The 18,966-nt window shown below is 33.9% G+C and carries 14 protein-coding genes; 5 read left to right on the top strand and 9 right to left on the bottom strand.

All coding sequences use genetic code 11. The features are described 5' to 3' along the window. Nucleotides 1-24: 24 nt before the first annotated feature. The 6 genes from GKZ88_RS21640 to GKZ88_RS22565 form a co-directional block, all read right to left on the bottom strand. Nucleotides 25-1,035, bottom strand: a complete 1,011-nt coding sequence (locus GKZ88_RS21640; RefSeq protein WP_155104387.1) for a bestrophin family ion channel — start codon at nt 1,033-1,035, stop codon at nt 25-27. An 81-nt stretch (nt 1,036-1,116) separates the two neighbouring features. Further along, nucleotides 1,117-1,473 carry a YciI family protein gene (locus GKZ88_RS21645; protein ID WP_155104388.1) on the bottom strand — a complete coding sequence of 119 codons (357 nt, stop codon included), beginning with the start codon at nt 1,471-1,473 and terminating at the stop codon, nt 1,117-1,119. A 38-nt stretch (nt 1,474-1,511) separates the two neighbouring features. Then, nucleotides 1,512-1,703 (bottom strand): hypothetical protein, encoded by a 192-nt coding sequence (locus tag GKZ88_RS21650; protein WP_155104389.1) that lies wholly within the window; start codon nt 1,701-1,703, stop codon nt 1,512-1,514. A gap of 25 nt (nt 1,704-1,728) precedes the next feature. Next, complete coding sequence (locus tag GKZ88_RS21655) at nt 1,729-2,610, bottom strand: pirin-like C-terminal cupin domain-containing protein (RefSeq protein WP_155104390.1); 882 nt, start codon at nt 2,608-2,610, stop codon at nt 1,729-1,731. A gap of 201 nt (nt 2,611-2,811) precedes the next feature. After that, complete coding sequence (locus GKZ88_RS21660) at nt 2,812-3,567, bottom strand: SDR family oxidoreductase (RefSeq protein WP_155104391.1); 756 nt, start codon at nt 3,565-3,567, stop codon at nt 2,812-2,814. A gap of 277 nt (nt 3,568-3,844) precedes the next feature. Then, nucleotides 3,845-6,505 carry a sigma 54-interacting transcriptional regulator gene (locus GKZ88_RS22565; protein WP_230392574.1) on the bottom strand — a complete coding sequence of 887 codons (2,661 nt, stop codon included), beginning with the start codon at nt 6,503-6,505 and terminating at the stop codon, nt 3,845-3,847. 278 nt (nt 6,506-6,783) lie between these two features. Between GKZ88_RS22565 and GKZ88_RS21670 the strand changes: the two genes are divergently transcribed. The 3 genes from GKZ88_RS21670 to GKZ88_RS21680 all read left to right on the top strand — a co-directional run bounded on the left by GKZ88_RS21670 (nt 6,784) and on the right by GKZ88_RS21680 (nt 12,342). Next, nucleotides 6,784-7,476 (top strand): response regulator transcription factor, encoded by a 693-nt coding sequence (locus tag GKZ88_RS21670; protein WP_155104392.1) that lies wholly within the window; start codon nt 6,784-6,786, stop codon nt 7,474-7,476. Further along, on the top strand, nt 7,466-8,842 hold the full coding sequence (locus tag GKZ88_RS21675) for an ATP-binding protein (RefSeq protein ID WP_155104393.1): 1,377 nt from the start codon (nt 7,466-7,468) through the stop codon (nt 8,840-8,842). Before GKZ88_RS21670 ends, GKZ88_RS21675 begins: the two co-directional genes overlap by 11 nt. Nucleotides 8,843-9,126: 284 nt before the next feature. Continuing rightward, nucleotides 9,127-12,342: a TonB-dependent receptor gene (locus GKZ88_RS21680; protein WP_155104394.1), complete on the top strand. Its 3,216-nt coding sequence runs from the start codon at nt 9,127-9,129 to the stop codon at nt 12,340-12,342. 130 nt (nt 12,343-12,472) lie between these two features. Here the strand turns inward: GKZ88_RS21680 and GKZ88_RS21685 are convergent, their stop codons facing one another. The 3 genes from GKZ88_RS21685 to GKZ88_RS21695 form a co-directional block, all read right to left on the bottom strand. Next, complete coding sequence (locus GKZ88_RS21685; protein ID WP_155104395.1) at nt 12,473-14,677, bottom strand: TonB-dependent receptor plug domain-containing protein; 2,205 nt, start codon at nt 14,675-14,677, stop codon at nt 12,473-12,475. Nucleotides 14,678-14,838: 161 nt separating this feature from the next. Then, nucleotides 14,839-15,525, bottom strand: a complete 687-nt coding sequence (locus GKZ88_RS21690; protein ID WP_155104396.1) for an SIMPL domain-containing protein — start codon at nt 15,523-15,525, stop codon at nt 14,839-14,841. Nucleotides 15,526-15,577: 52 nt separating this feature from the next. After that, a complete protein-coding gene (locus GKZ88_RS21695; protein ID WP_155104397.1) occupies nt 15,578-16,216 on the bottom strand; it encodes a rhomboid family intramembrane serine protease in 639 nt (212 codons plus the stop codon). A 111-nt stretch (nt 16,217-16,327) separates the two neighbouring features. Here GKZ88_RS21695 and GKZ88_RS21700 point away from each other — a divergent pair, with 111 nt between their 5' ends. Together GKZ88_RS21700 and GKZ88_RS21705 are read left to right on the top strand one after the other, a co-directional pair. Next, nucleotides 16,328-17,200, top strand: coding sequence for a lysophospholipid acyltransferase family protein (locus GKZ88_RS21700; protein WP_155104398.1), 873 nt, complete (start codon nt 16,328-16,330; stop codon nt 17,198-17,200). A gap of 226 nt (nt 17,201-17,426) precedes the next feature. Next, nucleotides 17,427-18,911 carry a glycosyl hydrolase gene (locus GKZ88_RS21705; RefSeq protein ID WP_155104399.1) on the top strand — a complete coding sequence of 495 codons (1,485 nt, stop codon included), beginning with the start codon at nt 17,427-17,429 and terminating at the stop codon, nt 18,909-18,911. The last annotated feature ends 55 nt before the right edge of the window (nt 18,912-18,966 follow it).

Raw genomic sequence — 18,966 nt, forward strand, 5'->3', positions numbered from 1 at the left:
ACCGAAGTTATGGAATTGAAATACTTATAAAATAATATCATGTCGTGGCTGAAGAAATTCGGGCAGATTATTTTCGCCTAAAATTTCTCTAAGATCAATCTCTATAATTTTACAGATTCTAGAAATAGGAATGTCATTGGCGTTGCCTTCAAAAGGATTTTCTGTACTCTCTCCAACTTGCCCTAGCGAGGTATACATCCATGAAATAATGACACTAAACGGAATGACAAACCAAACCATATTGCCGTGCATAATACCGCTGACGCTTTCATTTAATTTATCAAATTCTTTTAATAACCCAAAAGGCAATAGGAGACAAAACAATTGAACCAATAAGGTATTGATAATGGCGTATTGTCTGGGATATGGCGAATCTTTCAATTGTTCGCTTCTACTTTGTTGTGTAAAGAAATCTTTAATTGTTCTTTGAAAATCAACAAACTGAAGTACAACAATTTCTTGATTATCATATAGTTCTTTTAGCGTTTTACTTTGTAAAGCCATAACTTGTGTGGCTTTGTTTTTAGCTTTTAGAATTTTTTCTAATTCTGCAGGAGAAAGAAATTTAGACAATTCATCTTTGAGACTAATCTCATTTTCAGGAATGATATAATAATATTGCTGATATTCTGTATTATGTTTTTTTCTGCTTGTTTCCCAAACCCGGTACGATCGCATTTCATAACGCAATGCTGTAAGCCATGCTATATGGCGGTAAATAAGCAATTTTGTTGTTTCAGGATTAGCTAAAAAATCACGGCTCATAATGCCCCACGAACGGCTTGTGCTTAAAATTTGTGTCCATACTTGTTGTCCTTCCAGAGTTCTATTGTAGGTTTGCGTGTTTTTAAACCCCACTATAAATGCTGTAGCGGTTCCTAATAAAGCAACGACTGTCCAAGAAATCCCTAACCATTTTAATTCAAAAAATTCATATAAAACAGTTGGTATTATACTCATTAAGACTAATAAATAAATGCTTTTTCTTGTCCAGATTATAAATTCTAAAAGCTTATATGATTTACCTGTATACATTTTATTGTTCTTTAAAGCTGATTTACAAATAGATTTAATTGAAAATAAGCATATCTATATTAAGACATGCTTATTCAGGCTTTAAGCTACGGGAACTGACATACGAACTTCTACAATCGCTCCATATTGGATAATTGGACAAGCTTCTGCGATTTTTACCGCTTCATCATAATCATTTGATCTAATAAGAAACAAACCTCCTATAGATTCTTTTCCGTGACCATAAGGACCAGAAGTAATATGATTTCCCATTTTGGTATGTTTAATCACTCTTCCGTCTAAATCCCAACGTTTTGGCGGCGCAACTAATTTATCCTGTGCTGCAATTCCTGCGATCCACTCCTGATACGGTTTGATCGCTTCTTTCATTTGTTCTGGAGTTGGTACTGGGTTCTCGCTTGTTAGGTCTCTGTGGACCACTACTAAAAACTCTTGCATAATAATTGTATTTAAAGGTTTGTAAAATTGTTTATTGTTTAAAATATCGAAGTATAATCTTCGTCTTCATTTTCTTCAAAAGGCTGTTCTTTCATATGAAGTGTTTCGTCCAGCAATTCACTTCCGTCAGTTGAATCATGGTGATGCTCTTCCGTCTCACTTCCCGGTTCAATAATGTAACTTGTTGATTTTGACAAGCCCATTAATCTAAAAAAATTGATAATTTTCATGGCTCATTTTTTAATTGTTAATTGTTTACAAAACAGGTTTAACTATTTTTCTGGTTTCCCCTTCCATTTCTATAAAACCCATTTTTCCATTTTTATAATTTTCGGCAGCATTTAGCAAAGCTTCTTCAGAATCCATTACCATGGCGCCTTTAGAGAATAATTGTTCGTGTAACGGTTTGCCCGAAATAAGGAGTAGTTGACAATTTGTAATGGCGATAAATTTTAAAGGTTCCTCAAAATCAGATTCGGCCATAGAAATTACCATTCCTTCTTCGAGTTCTATTGTGGTTTGATTGGTCATAAAATCGAAATAGCCTTCAATTGCAAAGACAGTTCCCGACCATTGCGCCGGAAGCTGGTGCGAAAATTCTTTTCCCGCTTCTAAATAAATGTGCAACATTGTGAGTTCTTCCGGTGTTTCCACTTTATTTACTACAGATCCTGTTTCACCGCACACTATTCTTACGCGCAATCCTTCCTGATTTATTTCCGGAATCTGAGCTTTGTCGATAAAAATACTTTTTGGATCTTCTTGTTTTTTATGCGCCGGAATATTTACGAACAATTGTAAGCCTTCAACAGTTTCGCCGTCGGGAACGGGAAATTCAGCATGTACAACACCTTTTCCAGCGTAGGTCCAAAGCAGACTTCCTGGTGTAATTACAATATTATTTCCACGGGAATCAACACTATGATAAGGAGCTGAATTTTCAAAAACATAACTGATAGCCGACATTCCGGCGTGAGGATGGGGCCCGAAAATATCATGTTTTAATTCAAAATGATCAAATCCAATGATGGGATCCATAAGTCCGTCAAAATCTTTTGCTCTGGCTTTTCTGGCAAAAAATTGCTCATCTCCCTGCACGTCGGGCGTGATTACTGTTGATAATACTAACTTGTTCATACTATTTCATTTAAAGGTTTAAAATTGCAGCGCTGCCCATTGAGTTGTCGTGTTGTTGATCAGATTTTCGCAATTATTGCGCTGACGTAGGATTTTAATGTGCACGAACGGGTGGAAAGTGCACTCCCATTACAACCGCCTCGACAAACTGCCTACCCGTCATCTTCGTTTCAACGGGCATCGAAGCCATTTATATTTTGATTATGCTCTTTGAGGACGGTTAGGAAACCATTCTTCAAAAGTGATCGTTCCTAGTTTTGCAGTATCTGCAGGAACAAGTGTAAGTTCTTTAAGAGGCGCTCCAAAGTATAAAGCACTTTCATCTGAAATCACTTTAAGAGGATCGTTTGTTTTTGTCAAATACGTTTGCAGCAATTCTGAAAGTTTAAAACGTTCCGGCCCTCCAATTTCAACAATTCCGTTTGATGGATTTCCTAATGCAAGTTCTACAACCATTGATGCCACATCTTCAGAAGCAATGGGTTGAATTTTTGCCGGAGAAATAGTTACGCTTCCGCCTTCGTGTGCAGAGGCTACAATGCCGCCAAGAAATTCCATAAATTGTGTAGAATGAATAATGGTAAAAGGAACTCCTGCTTTTCTAATTAGATTTTCCTGAGCCTGTTTAGCTCTGAAATAACCGCTTTCCTGCAAACGATCTGTTCCAACTACAGAAAGTGCGATATGATGTTTTACACCTGCATTAATTTCTGCAGCTAATAAATTTCTGCCTGAAGTTTCAAAAAACTCTAAAACTTCTTTGTCTGCAAATGATGGAGAATTTGCTAAATCAATTACGATATCGGTATTGGTTACTGCTTCTGCAAGTCCTTCGCCTGTAATAGTGTTAATACCTGTAGAGGGTGCAGCCGAAATTACGTTGTGTCCCTGATCACGTAATTTGTTTACTACTTTTGTTCCAATTAATCCTGTTCCGCCAATTACTAAAATTTTCATGATGTTTGTTTTTAAATGTTATAAATGATTTCGTTGTCATTTTCATTTAGTAATAGCCAATTTGCGTGCCATTCAATCAAAACACTGTAAATCAATTAGTTACACTTGTAAGTGTATTTAAATTTTCCTCTTATAAAGGGAAATCATTTTGACTTTCACTTTATATAGTGAAAACTGTAGATTTGATGTAGACTTTATTTTTAAGGAAGAATAGAAAACAAAAATGCCCACTACTTTTTTACAAGTAATAGGCATTTATATTTTAAGAAATAAGAATTTAAAAATATTCTGACTTCGTTATAGCAAGTTTTTTCATTTTAGAATGAAGTGTATTCCCCGGAATATCAAGAACCTCAGCAGCACCGCCAACGCCTGAAATTTTTCCGTTGCATCTTTTTAAGGCACTGATAATAAAAAGACGTTCCATTTCTTCTAATGATTTACTAAAAATGTTTTCTTCAGCATCATTTTTATCTGTTTTCTTGGGAAGATAAACTTCTCGCAAAACATTATCTGTAGTCATAAGAACACTTCGTTCAATAAGATGTTCTAACTCGCGTACATTTCCTGGCCACAAATAGCTGTGTAATTGTTGCAGCGCTTTTGGTGCAATACGGCTTATATTTTTGCCATTATTTTTATTGTATTTAGCAAGAAAGAAATTAGAAAGCGCTTCCACATCCTCCATTCGCTCTCTAAGAGCAGGCAAATAAATCGGGAAAACATTTAATCTGTAAAAAAGATCCGATCGGAATTTTCCAGCTTCCACTTCTTCTTCCAGATTACGATTCGTCGCTGCAATTATTCTCACATCCACTTTTATAGTATCCTTTCCTCCAACACGTTCGAGTTCCCGTTCCTGAATAACACGTAATAATTTAACTTGTGCTTCGAGTGGCATCTCTCCTATTTCATCGAGAAATAAAGTACCGTTATTGGCTAATTCGAATTTTCCAATCCTTCTTTCTGTAGCTCCGGTAAAAGCACCTTTTTCATGTCCGAATAATTCACTTTCGATCAAGTTTGCCGGCATTGCTGCACAGTTTACCTTGATCATTAATTTATCTTTTCGATGCGACGCATTATGAATAGCCCTCGCAATCAACTCTTTACCCGTTCCTGTTTCACCAAGAATCAAAACCGTCGAATTAGATTCGGCGACCAATGACATTAAGTGATATACTTTCTGCATTTGTTTTCCGCTTCCTATAATTTCGGTAAAATTGTAAATATTTTTAATTTGTTCTTTCAAATACACATTTTCATGTTCAAGCCTTTGCTTATACAACAGAAGCTTTTCATTTGCCTGAATATTTGCTATTGCAACTGAAATCTGTGAACAGATTCCTTTTAGAATAGATGGATCTAATTTGTCTGCCAATAGCCACATTGTAGCTATATTAGAATTTCCAACTTTTAATAAGGCTCCATAAGCATTTTCAAAACCAACTTTTTTCCAAAGTTTTGCAAAACCAGAATTACTAAGTCGTAATTCTTCTTCTACATTAAAAATAACAGCAGTGTCGCTTTTTATAACCTGCGCCGTGTAAGGCTCGTGAATATCGAGTTTTACGGCTGCCATTTTATCAAAATCTATTTCAGCTTTTGCAAATAGGCTTTTATCAAACATATAAGGACTTAAGCCTATTCCATCATCATCAAAAATATTAAGCATTGCCAGCTTAGTATCCAGAAGATCGCGAAGCACCTTTATTATGGCATTTTGTAAATCTTCTTTAGTTCGTACTCCTGCTATTTCATTGCTAAATTGTAGCAAAACTGCTTGCTCTTTATTTTTGCTTTCTAATAACTCGTTAGCAATAATATTTGACATTGCCGTAGAAATTTGCGAACAAATACCCTGCAACAGCGAAATATTAATTTCTTCGATAGCAAGCCATAAAATTCCCAGTGTAACTTCTCCGTTTCGAAGTGCAATACCAACCATTCTTGTAAAGCCCATTTCCTTCCAAAAAAAAAGATATTGTGACTTTATTCCTCTCTCAATTTCAATATCAGTATGAAACAGCAAAGGAATGTAACTCTCAAGAACTCTATTTTGAAGCCCGTCATTTATAGGGAATTTTGATTGAAGTATTTCGTTTAAGACAGGATAATCGGCTGTCGTAATGTCTTCATCATAAATATAAGGACTGAGTGAAATGCCGTCATCATTTAATTTTCTAATTACATAACCACGAAGCGGATTTATTTTTTTTAAAGCTGTACGAACAGCAATGGCCAGTTCTTCTTTATTTCTAACTTCTGAAATATCATTACTTAAGTCAAGCAAAAATGATTTTTCTTCTTCCTTCTTTTTCAGTTCTTCATTTTTAATAATATTCGAAACTGAAACAGAAAGCTGAGGAGAAATTCCTTTTAAAATACTTCGAAAATCTTTTGTAAAACTGTCTGTCCTATCAGAATAGGTATGTAAAAAACCTAAAGGTTTATCTTCAAGCCATAAAGTAGTCATAAGTATTTCCCTGATACCTCCATCATAACTAACTTGTAAATACGTTGGACTTTGGGGTTCATCTTTAACATCTTCTAATAAAAAGGAAATTGGACCATCTGAAGCCAGAACTGCTTTTATAAAAGGCTCATGTAATGTAAAATGTGTTTTTTGTAATTTTGCATAAGCTGTCGGTTCCAGGATATTGTCTGTGGCTTTGTCCAATAAGAAACCCATGTAAGTCTCATCCTTTTCGTCAATCAATGTAACGACTGTATGTGTAAAATAATAAAGGCTTTTTAACCTTTTAGACAGCAAAAAAATCAGATCTTTTTTTTCTCTTACTTTAGTAATGTCTTTCCCTAATTGAAGCAAAATATTTCTTTCAAGTTCAAGAAAATCCTTCTCTGATTTTATAGCAGAATTTTTTAAGTGATCAGACACTGGATCATCAATTGAACTTTCAATATTTTTCTTTTTCATTTATTATCTGCTTTAAAAAAATCCAAGCCTTTAAATTTCTTTTTATTCCAATCAAATCCCTTGAATGCTATAAATATACTCAATATTTAAAAATTGATTCACTTTTCAGACAAGAAATAGTATCTAATTTGAGTATCTTTTTTGGTGAAGATGATGCTTTAAAATTATAATCTCACACTAATTTTTCCTCCGTTTTTTTCGAAGAAAACTATAACTTTTAATTACTTTTATCACCTATTGTATTTTTATGAGATTCCATTCAGCAATGTTATTTGACAATGAATAAAGTATTATTAGTAGAAGATGATCCAAGAGTTGCCTCCTTTATTTTAAGAGGTCTTGAAGAAAACCATTATCAGGTAAAAACAGTTTCAAAAGGACATGAAGCGGTCAAGGAAGCCACGGAAAATAGTTTTGATATTATCATTCTTGATATTATGCTGCCCGATATAACTGGTTTTGAAGTCTGCGAAATTTTGCGAAATAGAAAAATAACTGTTCCAATACTTATTCTGAGTGCACTAGACACACCGCAGGAAAAAGTAAAAGGACTTCAATCTGGAGCCGATGATTATCTTGCTAAACCCTTTTTATTTGAAGAACTTTTAGCCCGAATTAATGCACAGCTTAGACGTGCAGAATTCAGCAACGGAATTCTGGATTTTCAATCGTATGCCGGAATCGAAATTAACATGAAAGAGCAAAGTGCAACCAGAGACGGAAAAGAACTTAATCTTTCTTCACGAGAACTGAAGCTATTAATCTTTTTTATGAAAAACAGAGAAAAAGCTTTATCACGTACTTCAATTGCGCAAGCAGTCTGGAATATTGATTTTGACACCACATCAAACACCGTAGATGTTTACATCAACTATTTGAGAAACAAAATAGATAAAAACTTTCCTGTTCCGCTAATTCACACTGTGAAAGGAACTGGATATATGCTCAAACAAAAGAGTCATGAATCTTAAAAATAAGCTGTCGGTCAACTCTACCCTGCTTTTTGCTTTTACGGTAGGACTTCTTATGGCAGGGTCTTTCCTCCTTTTTAGGAGTCATATGAAAGATCTTTATTTTGATAATCTTGAAGATCATGCCATGACAACGGCACTTTTTTATTTTGAAAAAGACGAGATAAAAGAAATCAACAGCGAACGTTATCGTCAAATTGAAGTTCAGTACAATAAAATCAGTAACGAATCGATACGCGTTTACGATGCCAAAACAAAAAAACTTTATCTTCATGATAATACGGGCGTAAAACTTAGCGAACAGCATTTAAACGCTATCGTAAAAAACAAAATACTTCCTTTTACAATAAATGACAGGCAATTTGTTGGATTATTTTATAAAGATAATCAAGGCGACTTTATAATAGTAGTTTCTGGAATTGACCGTGCTGGTAATCGTCAGTTGGAAGCATTGGGACTAATGTTTCTTCTTTTTTATCTGATTGGCATTCCTTTAAATTACTTTCTAGGCACTTTTTTATCCAAACAAACTTTTCGCCCATTTGAAGAAGTTATTGCAAAAGTTAACACCATAACAACCGAAAATCTTCATTCGAGATTAGAAATTCCGCAAACGAGCGGCAAAGATGAAATAAAAGAATTGGCAACTACTTTTAATTATCTTTTGGAAAGACTTGAAAATGGCGTCATGATTCAGAATAATTTCTTGAAGAATGCTTCACATGAATTAAAAACGCCTCTTACAATTATTATTGGCGACATCGAAGTATCATTGCAGCAACCGAGAACAACTGAACAATATGAAGAAATTTTAAAAACTTTAAAAAAAGACACTTTACATCTAAAAGCTACTCTAGACGGACTTTTAGTTTTATCCGGACTTGAACTTTCTGAACCGCAGCAAATGGAAATTGTAAGGCTGGATGAAATTTTATGGAACGTTCTGGAAAAAAAAGCTATTGAATATCCAGAATCTAAAGTATCTGTAAACCTTGACGCAATTGCCGAAGAGGAAGATTTACTTTCGGTTTATGCTAACAAACATATGTTATTTATTGCTTTATACAATATTCTTGACAATGCAATAAAATTTTCAACACCTGCACAAGTTGACATTTTTGCTTTTTCAAATAAAGGAAAACTCGAAATCAAAATTTCAGATCAAGGACCTGGAATTTCTGACAAAGACAAAGAATCTATTTTTGATCTGTTTTTCAGAAGCGACACTACACGCCATATTCAGGGGCAAGGTCTTGGGCTTTTTATAACGATTCAGATACTTAAACTTCATAACATCAATATAAAAGTAGATTCTGAAGTCAAAAAAGGGACTTCATTTATTTTGACATTTCCTCAAAAAAATTAAAGTTTCCAGCTAAAAAACAATTTGCTAGTTTACTGATTCTTATCATTCGTAACATTGAATTAACACTCTAATCTTTTTCTAATCTACTTTAAATACAACTCTAATGTACTAATTTTTAGAATTTTACACAAATCATTGATTTTAAAGCGCTAAAATGATTTTGATAAAACAACACGTTCTTGATCTTATGTTTCTGATGAAAATTTTTATGATTTTATGTTAACAAAAGCGTTAAATCGGATCGAAACAAACTGAGTTTCTTTGTCAAATAAAAACTAAAAAACATGACAAAACTAAAACTCTTTTTTTCGGCTTTAATGCTCCTGCTAGCAGGAAACATTTTTGCCCAAATTACAACCTCATCCTTATCTGCAAAAGTTAATGATGGAACAAATCCGTTAATAAATGCGGAAGTCACTTTAACACACTTACCAACGAATTCCGTTTATAAAGCGGTTACCGACAAACAAGGTAGATTTAGTTTCGAAAATTTAAATGCCGGCGGACCTTATGAGCTTGAAATCAAAAGTCCAGATACAAAAGATTATTCTGATGCAAACATAAATTTAGCTCTTGGAGAAAATGATTTACCTGCAATTATAGTAGGAAAAGCAGATAACAACGTTTTAGAAGAAGTAGTGATTACAAGTTCTAAACCTTCAGCTAAAAGCAATGGAACTAATATTAATGAAAAACAAGTAAACGGACTTCCATTAATCAACAGAGGAATTCAAGATGTTACAAAACTTGTTCCTCAAAGTTCTAACAACTCTTTTGCCGGAACCAATTTTAGATACAACAACGTTACAATTGACGGTTCTATAAATAATGACGCTATTGGTTTTAGTCCATCTTTAGGAGGGCAATCTGGAACTTCAGGCATGCCTGGAAGCAGTACACGATCTAACTCTATAAGTCTAGATGCGATTCAGGATATTCAGGTTTATATTGCTCCTTATGATATTAAATTAGGTAACTTTTTAGGAGGAAGTGTAAATGCTGTTACCCGCAGCGGTACAAATACCGTAAGCGGATCTATTTACAGCTACGGAAGAAGCGCTGCAATTACTGGTCCAAATAATGCTGGTGATGGTTCTAAAATGCCAAGTGCTTTTGGTGATTATCAAGTTGGTTTTAGAGTTGGACTTCCAATTATAAAAGACAAATTATTCTTTTTTACCAACATGGAATATGCTGAAAGAACAGATCCTTTGTTTTATAACGCAGGACAAACTGATGCAAACGGAAAAGCAACATCTTTAATTGACAACGCAACAGCTGAACAAATCTCAAGTTTTGTTAAAACAAACTACGGATTTGATCCAGGAACTTATGGCGCATACAACAACTTTGCAAAAAGCCAGAAATTTTTCAATAAATTAGATTGGAAAATTAATAACAAACACTCTCTTTCGTTAAGAAACAATACGGTTATCTCTCAAGCTACGAATTTAGAGCGTGATGCAGCGAATTTCAGATTCTCTAGCATGGATTTCACTCAAAAAAACCAAGCAATTAGTACTGTTTTAGAATTAAAAAGTCATTTCAATTCACAGTGGTCAAACTCGTTCATAGCAAGTTATTCGGCTATTAAAGATTATCGTGATCCAAAATCAAGCAATATCATGTTCCCCCAAACAGAAATTGGTTATAATGGTGGAACAATTTTCTTAGGAAATGATCGTGAAGCGACAGTTTTCAATATGAAGCAAAACACAACTGAAATTACTGATAACCTGACTTATAAAACAGGAAATCACACTTTGTTGTTTGGTACACATAACGAATTCTACGACATTAACTATGGTTTTGTAAATGCTCTTAACGGAAGAGTTTCTTATAAATCACTTGCTGATTTCTACAGTAAATTGCCTACTCGTGTTCGTGGAACTTATCCTTTTGACGGTTCTACTAGAGATCAAATCTTTAATAATCCTTATGCGCAATTCAAAGTAAATCTTTATAGTTTTTATGCTCAGGATGAAATTAGAATTGGCAGTAAATTAAAAGTTACTCCGGGAGTTCGTGTTGATTATACTGATTTGCCAACTAAACCGAATTTAAGCCAGCAAGTTCAAAACTCTCCAGCTGATCCAAATTACGGAACAACATACACATACACTCCTTTAAGCCAAATTAAAAACAACTTCTTTAGTACAGCACTAGTTTCGCCAAGAGTTGGTTTTACTTATAATGTAGACGAAGATAAAACGCTTGTTTTAAGAGGCGGTTCTGGAGTATTTACAGGCAGAATTCCGTTTGCATGGTTAGGATATGCGTATTATAATGATGGTGTAGGTTACGGAAGTTATGATAAAAACAACCTTACTCCTGCTCAAGTTGCTGCTGCTGGTGATCCTTTGGCACAAAATGGATTAAACGGATATCATGACGCAACGCCAAAAGTACAAGCCGATTTAGTTGACAATAAATTTAAAATGCCTGCAGTTTTAAGAAATTCACTTGCTATTGACAAAATCATCGACGGTTATAAATTTACTACTGAAGGTATGTATACTAAAGTGATTCGCGATCTTGAGTTTCAACAAGTAAATAAAACAGATAATCCAACTTATTTCTCTTACGATACTAAACATGAAATGCCAATTTATGCTGCTAATATAAATGCTGCGTTTTCAAATGCATATTTATTATCAAACACTAATAAAGGATACCGTTACAGCATTACAGAAATGGTTACAAAAACGTATGATTTTGGTTTAAATTTTATGGTTGCTTATACTTACGGAGATTCTAAAGACGTTACAAACGGAATTCGTAACTCTATGGAAAGTAACTTTCAAATGAATCAGTCGTTGACTCCAAATGATCCTCAATTGGCAACTTCAAATTTCAATATCAAACACAGAATTGTTTCGAATGTTGGATATGCAATGAAATTAGCTGATAATAATATTTTCTCTGCAAACGTGTATTTCAATGCACAATCAGGAAATCCATTCTCTTGGGGATTTGTAAACTCAACAATTGCAGGAACAGGACAAGCGGCAGGATTAGCTTATATCTTTAAAGATGCAGCCGAAGCAGCGAAATATATTGGAGTAAGTAATGCTGGAGTTCCATCAGCTACAGCAGCACAACAAGTGGCAGATTACGAAGCTTTCATTAATGGAAATGATTATTTGAAAAGCAGAAGAGGAACATTCACGCAAAGAAATGGCGATACAACACCATGGAACATTCAGGCAGATTTGAAATTAATGGATGAAATCAAAGTGGATAAAGTAGGTACTTTCCAAATTTCTTTCAGTGTAGCTAACATTGGTAATCTTATCAATAAAGATTGGGGAAGAAGTTATTTTGTTCCAAATACATACAATTCAACAGCTAATTTAGGATTGACAAAATCAGGAAATTTAGGTGGCGTTGCTACTGGCGATCCAACATATACTTTCCAAAAACCTACTTCAGCACCTTATACTATAGATCAATTAGCCTCAAGATTCCAAGGACAATTTGGAGTTAGGTATTCGTTCTAAAGATTGTGTTTTATATTTATTTTTTTTTATTGTTCCCGAGTTTTATGCGATAAAACTCGGGAACTTTGTTTTTATTTCTAATAGAGAAAAGCAGAATAGAACTTCTTTGCCAGAAATATTTTCTCAAAAACTACCAGCTGTATTTCAAAATCAATCTTGCATTAAACGGAGTTCCTGCTGTAAAATGAATTTCTTCAACTGGATCAGTTTCGTTGGCTAATCTAGATTCGGTCAGGAATTGGGTTTCTTTCCATTTTGTATTAAAAATGTTATCAATGTTTACTCCTATTGATACTTTTTTAATCTGATAATTTACTGAAAAATCTGTGATGCAATATCCTTTAGCCACAACCGAATTATCTTCATTCGCCGGACGATCGCCTAAAAATCGTGTTCTCAAACTTCCTGAAAACCCTTTTAAATCTTTTACCGAAAATCCGTTCATTAAAGTATGTATTGGAGCTAATGGCAAATAATCATTTCCTTTTGGTTCATCTAGTGATCTTGCGTGTGTGTAAGTGTAATCGGTATTCCAGAATAGCCAATTGGTCAATTGGTATCTAAAACCAAAATCAAAACCTTTTCTTTCGGTTTTTCCGCTTGGTTCAACGACAGCTTCGTCTCCAACATATACAAACTCCTGCGCCAGATATAAATACCAAATAGCCGAATTAACGATCATTCTTGGAAAAGGTTTCCAGTTTATTCCTAAATCTGCACCATACGTTTCAGGAAGAATCTTTTCTCCTTTTTGAGCCACTACAACGCGCGTGTCGTTGCTGTGAAAACCTTTTCCTAATTTTAGAAAATACTGCAATTCATCATTCTGTGTATATAAAAAATTCAGTTTCGGACTTACAATTGCTTTTGTCTGCGTTTGATTTGTGTAAGTTGATGCCAATTGATCTTCATATCCAAATTTGAAATAATCCAAACGCACACCTGAATTCACAAGCCATTTTCCAGACGTAAAATCAAAGCTGGTATAAGCAAAAAGATTCGTCTGATTGACGTTCCCTAAACTTAAATAATCTAGAACCGTTTTTCTATTTAAAGTATGCGACAATTCTACATCTTTATTGTTATCATTTCGTAATCCCGCACCTAATTTAAAAAACCATTTTTCGTTTAGTTTTTGATCAAATTCAGACTGAAAACCTACAATAGTTCTATTTTCTTTCTGTTTAATCTGATCGCCGTTAATTGGATCATTTAGAAAAAAAGTAAAATTAGAATACAGTTCAAAATCATATTTGCTTAAATAAGCTGTGTTTTTAATCTTCGTATTTTCATCAATTTTCGCATCGTACTGCAAATTAAAATTGGTTCTTCCTGTATTTCCGCCTTCGTTTGGATCAATTGCGCCATAATGAGAAATTGTTCCGTCGTTTACAGCACGATCCGGAATCTGTCCGCTTGCATCCCACTGACTCTTAAAATGAGAAACCGACAAACCTAAATGATCTCCATTATTCATTTTAGCAGTATATTTCCCGAACAAATTAAATCGGTTAAAATTTTGAGGCGCATCAAAATAACCATCGGTCATCATATATTCTCCCGCAAAATAAGCCGACTGATTTTCTTTATTCAATAAATTAAATAGAGCAACGGTACGAAAGGTATCAAACTGTCCGCCTTCAAAAGAAATTGTACTGTTCTGCAGTGCGTTTTTAGTATTAAAACCTACATATCCAGCCGTTGTAAAATCGCCTTTATCAGCAAAATACGATCCTTTGTCAAAATCAATATTGTCAACTGTTTCTGGAATTACAAAATGAAGATCAGCATAACCTTGTCCGTGGGCATGCGATACCATATTTACAGGCATTCCGTCAACCGAAACGTTAATATCGGTTCCGTGATCGCAGTCAAAACCTCTTAGAAAAATTTGTTCTGCTTTTCCACCGCCCGCATGTTGTCCAATAAACAATCCCGGAACTTTTCGAAGTAAATCTTGAGAATTTGAAATAGGCTGAATTTCAAAATCTATTTTAGAAATTGTATTTAAGTATTTTAAATTATTCGTAATTGTAACTTCTTCCAACAAAAAAGGCTTTTCTTCAAGGTGAATCGAAACTAAATCAACTGACGATAATTTTATTTTCTGTGTAATAAATCCTTGTTTAGAAACTTGAAGACTATCGCCGATTTTGGTTTCTTCTAAAGTAAATTTCCCATTTATATCAGTATGAGCGTGGGTTTTTGAAACCAAATTCCGAATTAAAACATCTGATAAAGATTTTTCATCGGCATCTTTTACGATTCCATTTATAGACTGTGCTTCGGCATAAAAAGAAGAAATAAAAACTCCCAGGAAAACTAATAATCGCATATAAAACATTTAAAAGCTGCGAAAATAACCAATTCATAAAGAAATATAAACCTTAAATTACATTAAGTATCAGGAAAAGTATAGAAACAAAAAAAATCCAAATCCCAATTTTAAAGTTGGAATTTGGATTTTGAAATATTCGGATTTGGATTTTAAAAATTTTAGTCCAAAATAAAACTTACACTAACATTCGCTGTAATTTCGATTTCGCCAATTGCTAAAGTTTCGTTTGAAGCTCCTGCGCTATCCATAGCCATAGATTTCATAGCATACATTGGTTGCGGGTGGTAAACTTGTGAGTTATCAGAAATAACAAAAGCTTTTCCAACTTTTTGCCCCAAAACTGAAACATAATCCTCAGCTTTTGATTTAGCATCTTTCATTGCTAATTTTCTAGCTTCAATCTGTAATTGCGCTTCTTTTGAAGATTCAAAAGTTACTCGGTCAATTCGGTTTATTCCCTGTTGTACCAAACCTTCCATTAGTTCATCGTATTTTGATAAATCTTTTACGATAATTTCAACTGTTTGTGTCGCATTATAACTCGTTTTTTTCTTTTCGTAATCATACTGCGGATTCAAAGCCACTTGTTTTGTTTTAAAATCAACTGCTGGAATATTCATTTTTTTAATGAATTTTAAAACAGCGTCCATTTTCTCGTCATTTTGCTTTTTGACGTCTTTAGCATTATTCCCTTTTGTTTCAACCGTAGCCGAAATACAAACCTGATCAGGTGCTACTTTTACTTTTCCTTCCCCGTTAACATTGATTAGAGGTATTTGTTTGGTTTCCTGGCCGTAAGACATAGTCATAAACATGATTGTTAAAAATAATACTGCTTTTTTCATTTTTGTTATATTTTAAATTATTGATAAGGGCATTTCAAAAGTTATGCCAGCCTTACAACTTTCCTAATTTAGCCATTCCAAAAAGTATAATAATTGGCACCAAAAGCAACACAACAATGAAAGTATGATCACTAATTAATGAAGGCTGTTTGATCAAAGTGATCAAATACCCGCCTATGGCACCTCCAAAGTGTGCTGTGTGGCCAATATTATCATTTTTAGCTTTCATTCCATAAATAGAATATAATAAATACAAAATTCCGAAAATATAACCTTGAATTGGTATGACACCATATATCAGCAGCTCATTATTTGGTTCTAATAAAATTGAAGAATACAAAACGCCCATTACTGCTCCCGAAGCTCCAACGGCACGATAACTGTAATCGTTTTTATGGAACATCATCGTAAGAAGATTTCCAAAAACCAAACTTCCAAAATAAATAAGAATAAACGAAAAAGCATGAAGGTTGTCTATAACAGTTGGCGCAAAAAAGTAAAGCGTCAGCATATTAAATATTAAATGCATCATATCGACATGCAAAAAACCAGAAGAAAACATTCTTATTTGTTCTCCTGAACGAATACTTCCTACATGAAATTCGTATTTTCTAAAAAAAGAAAGATCATTAAAACCTTTGTAACTAACAACAACGTTCGCAACTATAATCCCTGCTAAAATAATATTCATAAAACTTATTTATTTTGAATTGTAAATATAGTTATTCTTAAACATATGTTAGGGTCAAAGCAAAATATCGTACGTTACCCATTTTTGATTTATATTTGTAAAAAAAAATAAATGCAGTTTCTTGTCTATATTTTAGCCTATCCATTTCTTTGGCTTATTTCTATTCTTCCTTTTCGAATATTTTACTGGCTTTCAGATTGTGTTTTCTTTCTGGTTTATTATGTTATTGGCTACCGCAGAAAAGTGGTTCGAGAGAATTTAGCACTTACTCTACCGCATTTAAGTGATGCCGAACGAAAAAATATCGAAAAGAAATTTTATCAGCATATGTGCGATATGTTTTTAGAGATGATCAAAACCATGAGTATTTCTCCTGAAGAAATGGAAAGAAGATTTGTCATTACAAACATGGATCTTTTTCATGAATATGAAAAAAAAGGAAAAAGTGTGGTTCTGGTAGCTTCGCATTATGCAAGCTGGGAATGGCTTTTAACGCTTAATAAAAGAATGCTTTTTAATGGTGTTGGCGTTTATAAAAAAATTGCCAATCCTTATTTTGATAAACTGGTTCGAAAAATCAGAGGAAAATATGATGCACAGCTGGTTGAAACCAAAAAAGCAATTCCACTCATGGCTCAAAACCAACGTGAAGGAATTTTAAGTCTTTACGGACTCGCAAGCGATCAGTCGCCAAAATTAGATCGAATTTTTCATTCGATGAAATTCATGGGAATTGAAGTTCCTGTACATACAGGTGCTGAAATGCTAGCTAAAAAATATGACTTAAGCGTTATTTTTATTAAAGTAATGAAAGTAGGCAGAGGATATTATGAAGCGACAATTGTACCGATTGCTGATAATCCGAAAGAATATGAAAATTTTGAAATTACTGAAATCTATTTAAGAGAAGTTGAGAAACAAATTCTCGAAGCACCAGAATATTATTTATGGACACATAAAAGATGGAAACATCGCGTTCAATAGCAATTTCATAAAAATAATCAGAGTCCAAAAGTTTTTGCTTTTTGGACTTTTTTATTTTATGAAAATAGGACAAAACTGGAAAACTCAGTTTTAAAATACTTAGAACACTTTTTTGATGTGTTTTTGTAATGGTTTTTTTTTGCATTGGAACAAATACTAATTTACACAAACAGTATACATTTGAAGGCACCAAAAATCTTCCAAAAACCAAAACAAATTAGTACTCATGATCAAAAAATTACTTTTCACTTTTTTAATAATCAGTTTTTCAAAACCTATTTTTGCGCAAAGTCCGAAGCGAGGTATCGCCTACGGTAATAATTCAATAGCCGATTTACAAGCTCTAAAACCAGGAATTTCATGGTGGTACAATTGGGGAAGAACTCCTGAAAATGACGTTAATGCCAATTACGCTTCTTTGGGCGTTGAATATGTTCCAATGGCTTGGGGAAAATTGAATGATAACGAAGTACAAACTTTTATCAACAACATAAAACCCGGAGCAAAATACCTGCTAGCGTTCAACGAGCCAAATTTTAATGACGGCGCCCGCTTATCACCTCAAGAAGCCGTAAATGCCTGGGCAAATGTTCAAAAAATTGCTGCTGCAAAAAACTTAGAAATCGTCAGCGCATCGCCTGCATACAATGGTCCAAATAATTATGGAGGATACAGCGATCCGACGAAATGGCACAATGAGTTTTTTCTATTATGTCCAAATTGCAAAGTGGATTACATTGCTTTTCATACTTATGACAATACCGCCGGTTCTGTTGTTGGAGTTACGGGAAATTTGAAAACATTTAACCGTCCAATCTGGGTAACTGAATTTGCAAACCGAGTTATTCAAAGCGAAGCCGATAAAATCAGTTTTATGAAAGCGGTTGTAAGCAGTTTTGAAAATGATCCAGATATTTATAGATATTCTTGGTTCACAGGCCGTGTTCCAGCAGATTGGACTGATATGCTTGAAGGACAATTATTAAGTCCGACAAGCGGGGTTTTAAAACCAATTGGGAAAGCATACATTGATGAAAGTTACACTTCTAAAAAAATGAACGTTCCTGGGAAAGTACCCGCAAATAAACATTATCGAAGAAGAGGAACGGGATTGCAAAACTCACAGGACACAGGCGGTGGAGAACACGTATCTTCTATACAAGTTGGTGACTGGAATGAATTTTTATTAAACGTTGCCGATGCAGGAACATACAACATAACATTTAGAGTTGCAGCGCCAGTTAATAATGGAAAATTTGATATTCTTGTAAACGAAGTTGTGGTAAAAACAGATGAAACTTTTCCAGTCACGGGAGATTGGCAGATTTTTACCAATAAAGATGTGAATGGCGTTTATTTGCCAAAAGGAGAAGTTTACATGAAAATTAAATTCAAATCTGACGGAATGAATTTTAATTTTATGAATTTTACTTTAGCAAATCTGGGAATTAATGATCCTATTGTCGAAAAAGATTCATTTACCATTTATCCGAATCCTGTAAAAAATCAGTCAACACTTCATATTAAATCGGCAAGCACTGAGCCTTTGACAATAACAGTTATTGATATGAAAGGAATTGTATGTTACAAATCAAAAGAGCATTTTACTAATGAAGATATTAAAATTGGAGACAAACTTGCATCGGGAGTTTATATAGTGAATGCTACTTACGGAAAAACTCAAAAAACAATCAAGATTATTAAAATCTAAATCGCACCAAAAAATGAAAAGCCTCTTCTGAATTTTCAAAAGAGGCTTTTTTTGT

It is taken from the genome of Flavobacterium sp. LC2016-01 (assembly GCF_009711135.1).
Lineage (GTDB): Bacteria > Bacteroidota > Bacteroidia > Flavobacteriales > Flavobacteriaceae > Flavobacterium.

What these genes read in the sequence shown, in the direction of transcription:
- GKZ88_RS21695 (WP_155104397.1), bottom strand. Translation starts at nt 16,216, where the DNA reads ATGAATATTATTTTAGCAGGGATTATAGTTGCGAACGTTGTTGTTAGT.
- GKZ88_RS21655 (WP_155104390.1), bottom strand. Translation starts at nt 2,610, where the DNA reads ATGAACAAGTTAGTATTATCAACAGTAATCACGCCCGACGTGCAGGGA.
- GKZ88_RS21650 (WP_155104389.1), bottom strand. Translation starts at nt 1,703, where the DNA reads ATGAAAATTATCAATTTTTTTAGATTAATGGGCTTGTCAAAATCAACA.
- GKZ88_RS21705 (WP_155104399.1), top strand. Translation starts at nt 17,427, where the DNA reads ATGATCAAAAAATTACTTTTCACTTTTTTAATAATCAGTTTTTCAAAA.
- GKZ88_RS21685 (WP_155104395.1), bottom strand. Translation starts at nt 14,677, where the DNA reads ATGCGATTATTAGTTTTCCTGGGAGTTTTTATTTCTTCTTTTTATGCC.
- GKZ88_RS21660 (WP_155104391.1), bottom strand. Translation starts at nt 3,567, where the DNA reads ATGAAAATTTTAGTAATTGGCGGAACAGGATTAATTGGAACAAAAGTA.
- GKZ88_RS21640 (WP_155104387.1), bottom strand. Translation starts at nt 1,035, where the DNA reads ATGTATACAGGTAAATCATATAAGCTTTTAGAATTTATAATCTGGACA.
- GKZ88_RS21645 (WP_155104388.1), bottom strand. Translation starts at nt 1,473, where the DNA reads ATGCAAGAGTTTTTAGTAGTGGTCCACAGAGACCTAACAAGCGAGAAC.
- GKZ88_RS21700 (WP_155104398.1), top strand. Translation starts at nt 16,328, where the DNA reads ATGCAGTTTCTTGTCTATATTTTAGCCTATCCATTTCTTTGGCTTATT.
- GKZ88_RS21680 (WP_155104394.1), top strand. Translation starts at nt 9,127, where the DNA reads ATGACAAAACTAAAACTCTTTTTTTCGGCTTTAATGCTCCTGCTAGCA.
- GKZ88_RS21690 (WP_155104396.1), bottom strand. Translation starts at nt 15,525, where the DNA reads ATGAAAAAAGCAGTATTATTTTTAACAATCATGTTTATGACTATGTCT.
- GKZ88_RS21670 (WP_155104392.1), top strand. Translation starts at nt 6,784, where the DNA reads ATGAATAAAGTATTATTAGTAGAAGATGATCCAAGAGTTGCCTCCTTT.
- GKZ88_RS22565 (WP_230392574.1), bottom strand. Translation starts at nt 6,505, where the DNA reads ATGAAAAAGAAAAATATTGAAAGTTCAATTGATGATCCAGTGTCTGAT.
- GKZ88_RS21675 (WP_155104393.1), top strand. Translation starts at nt 7,466, where the DNA reads ATGAATCTTAAAAATAAGCTGTCGGTCAACTCTACCCTGCTTTTTGCT.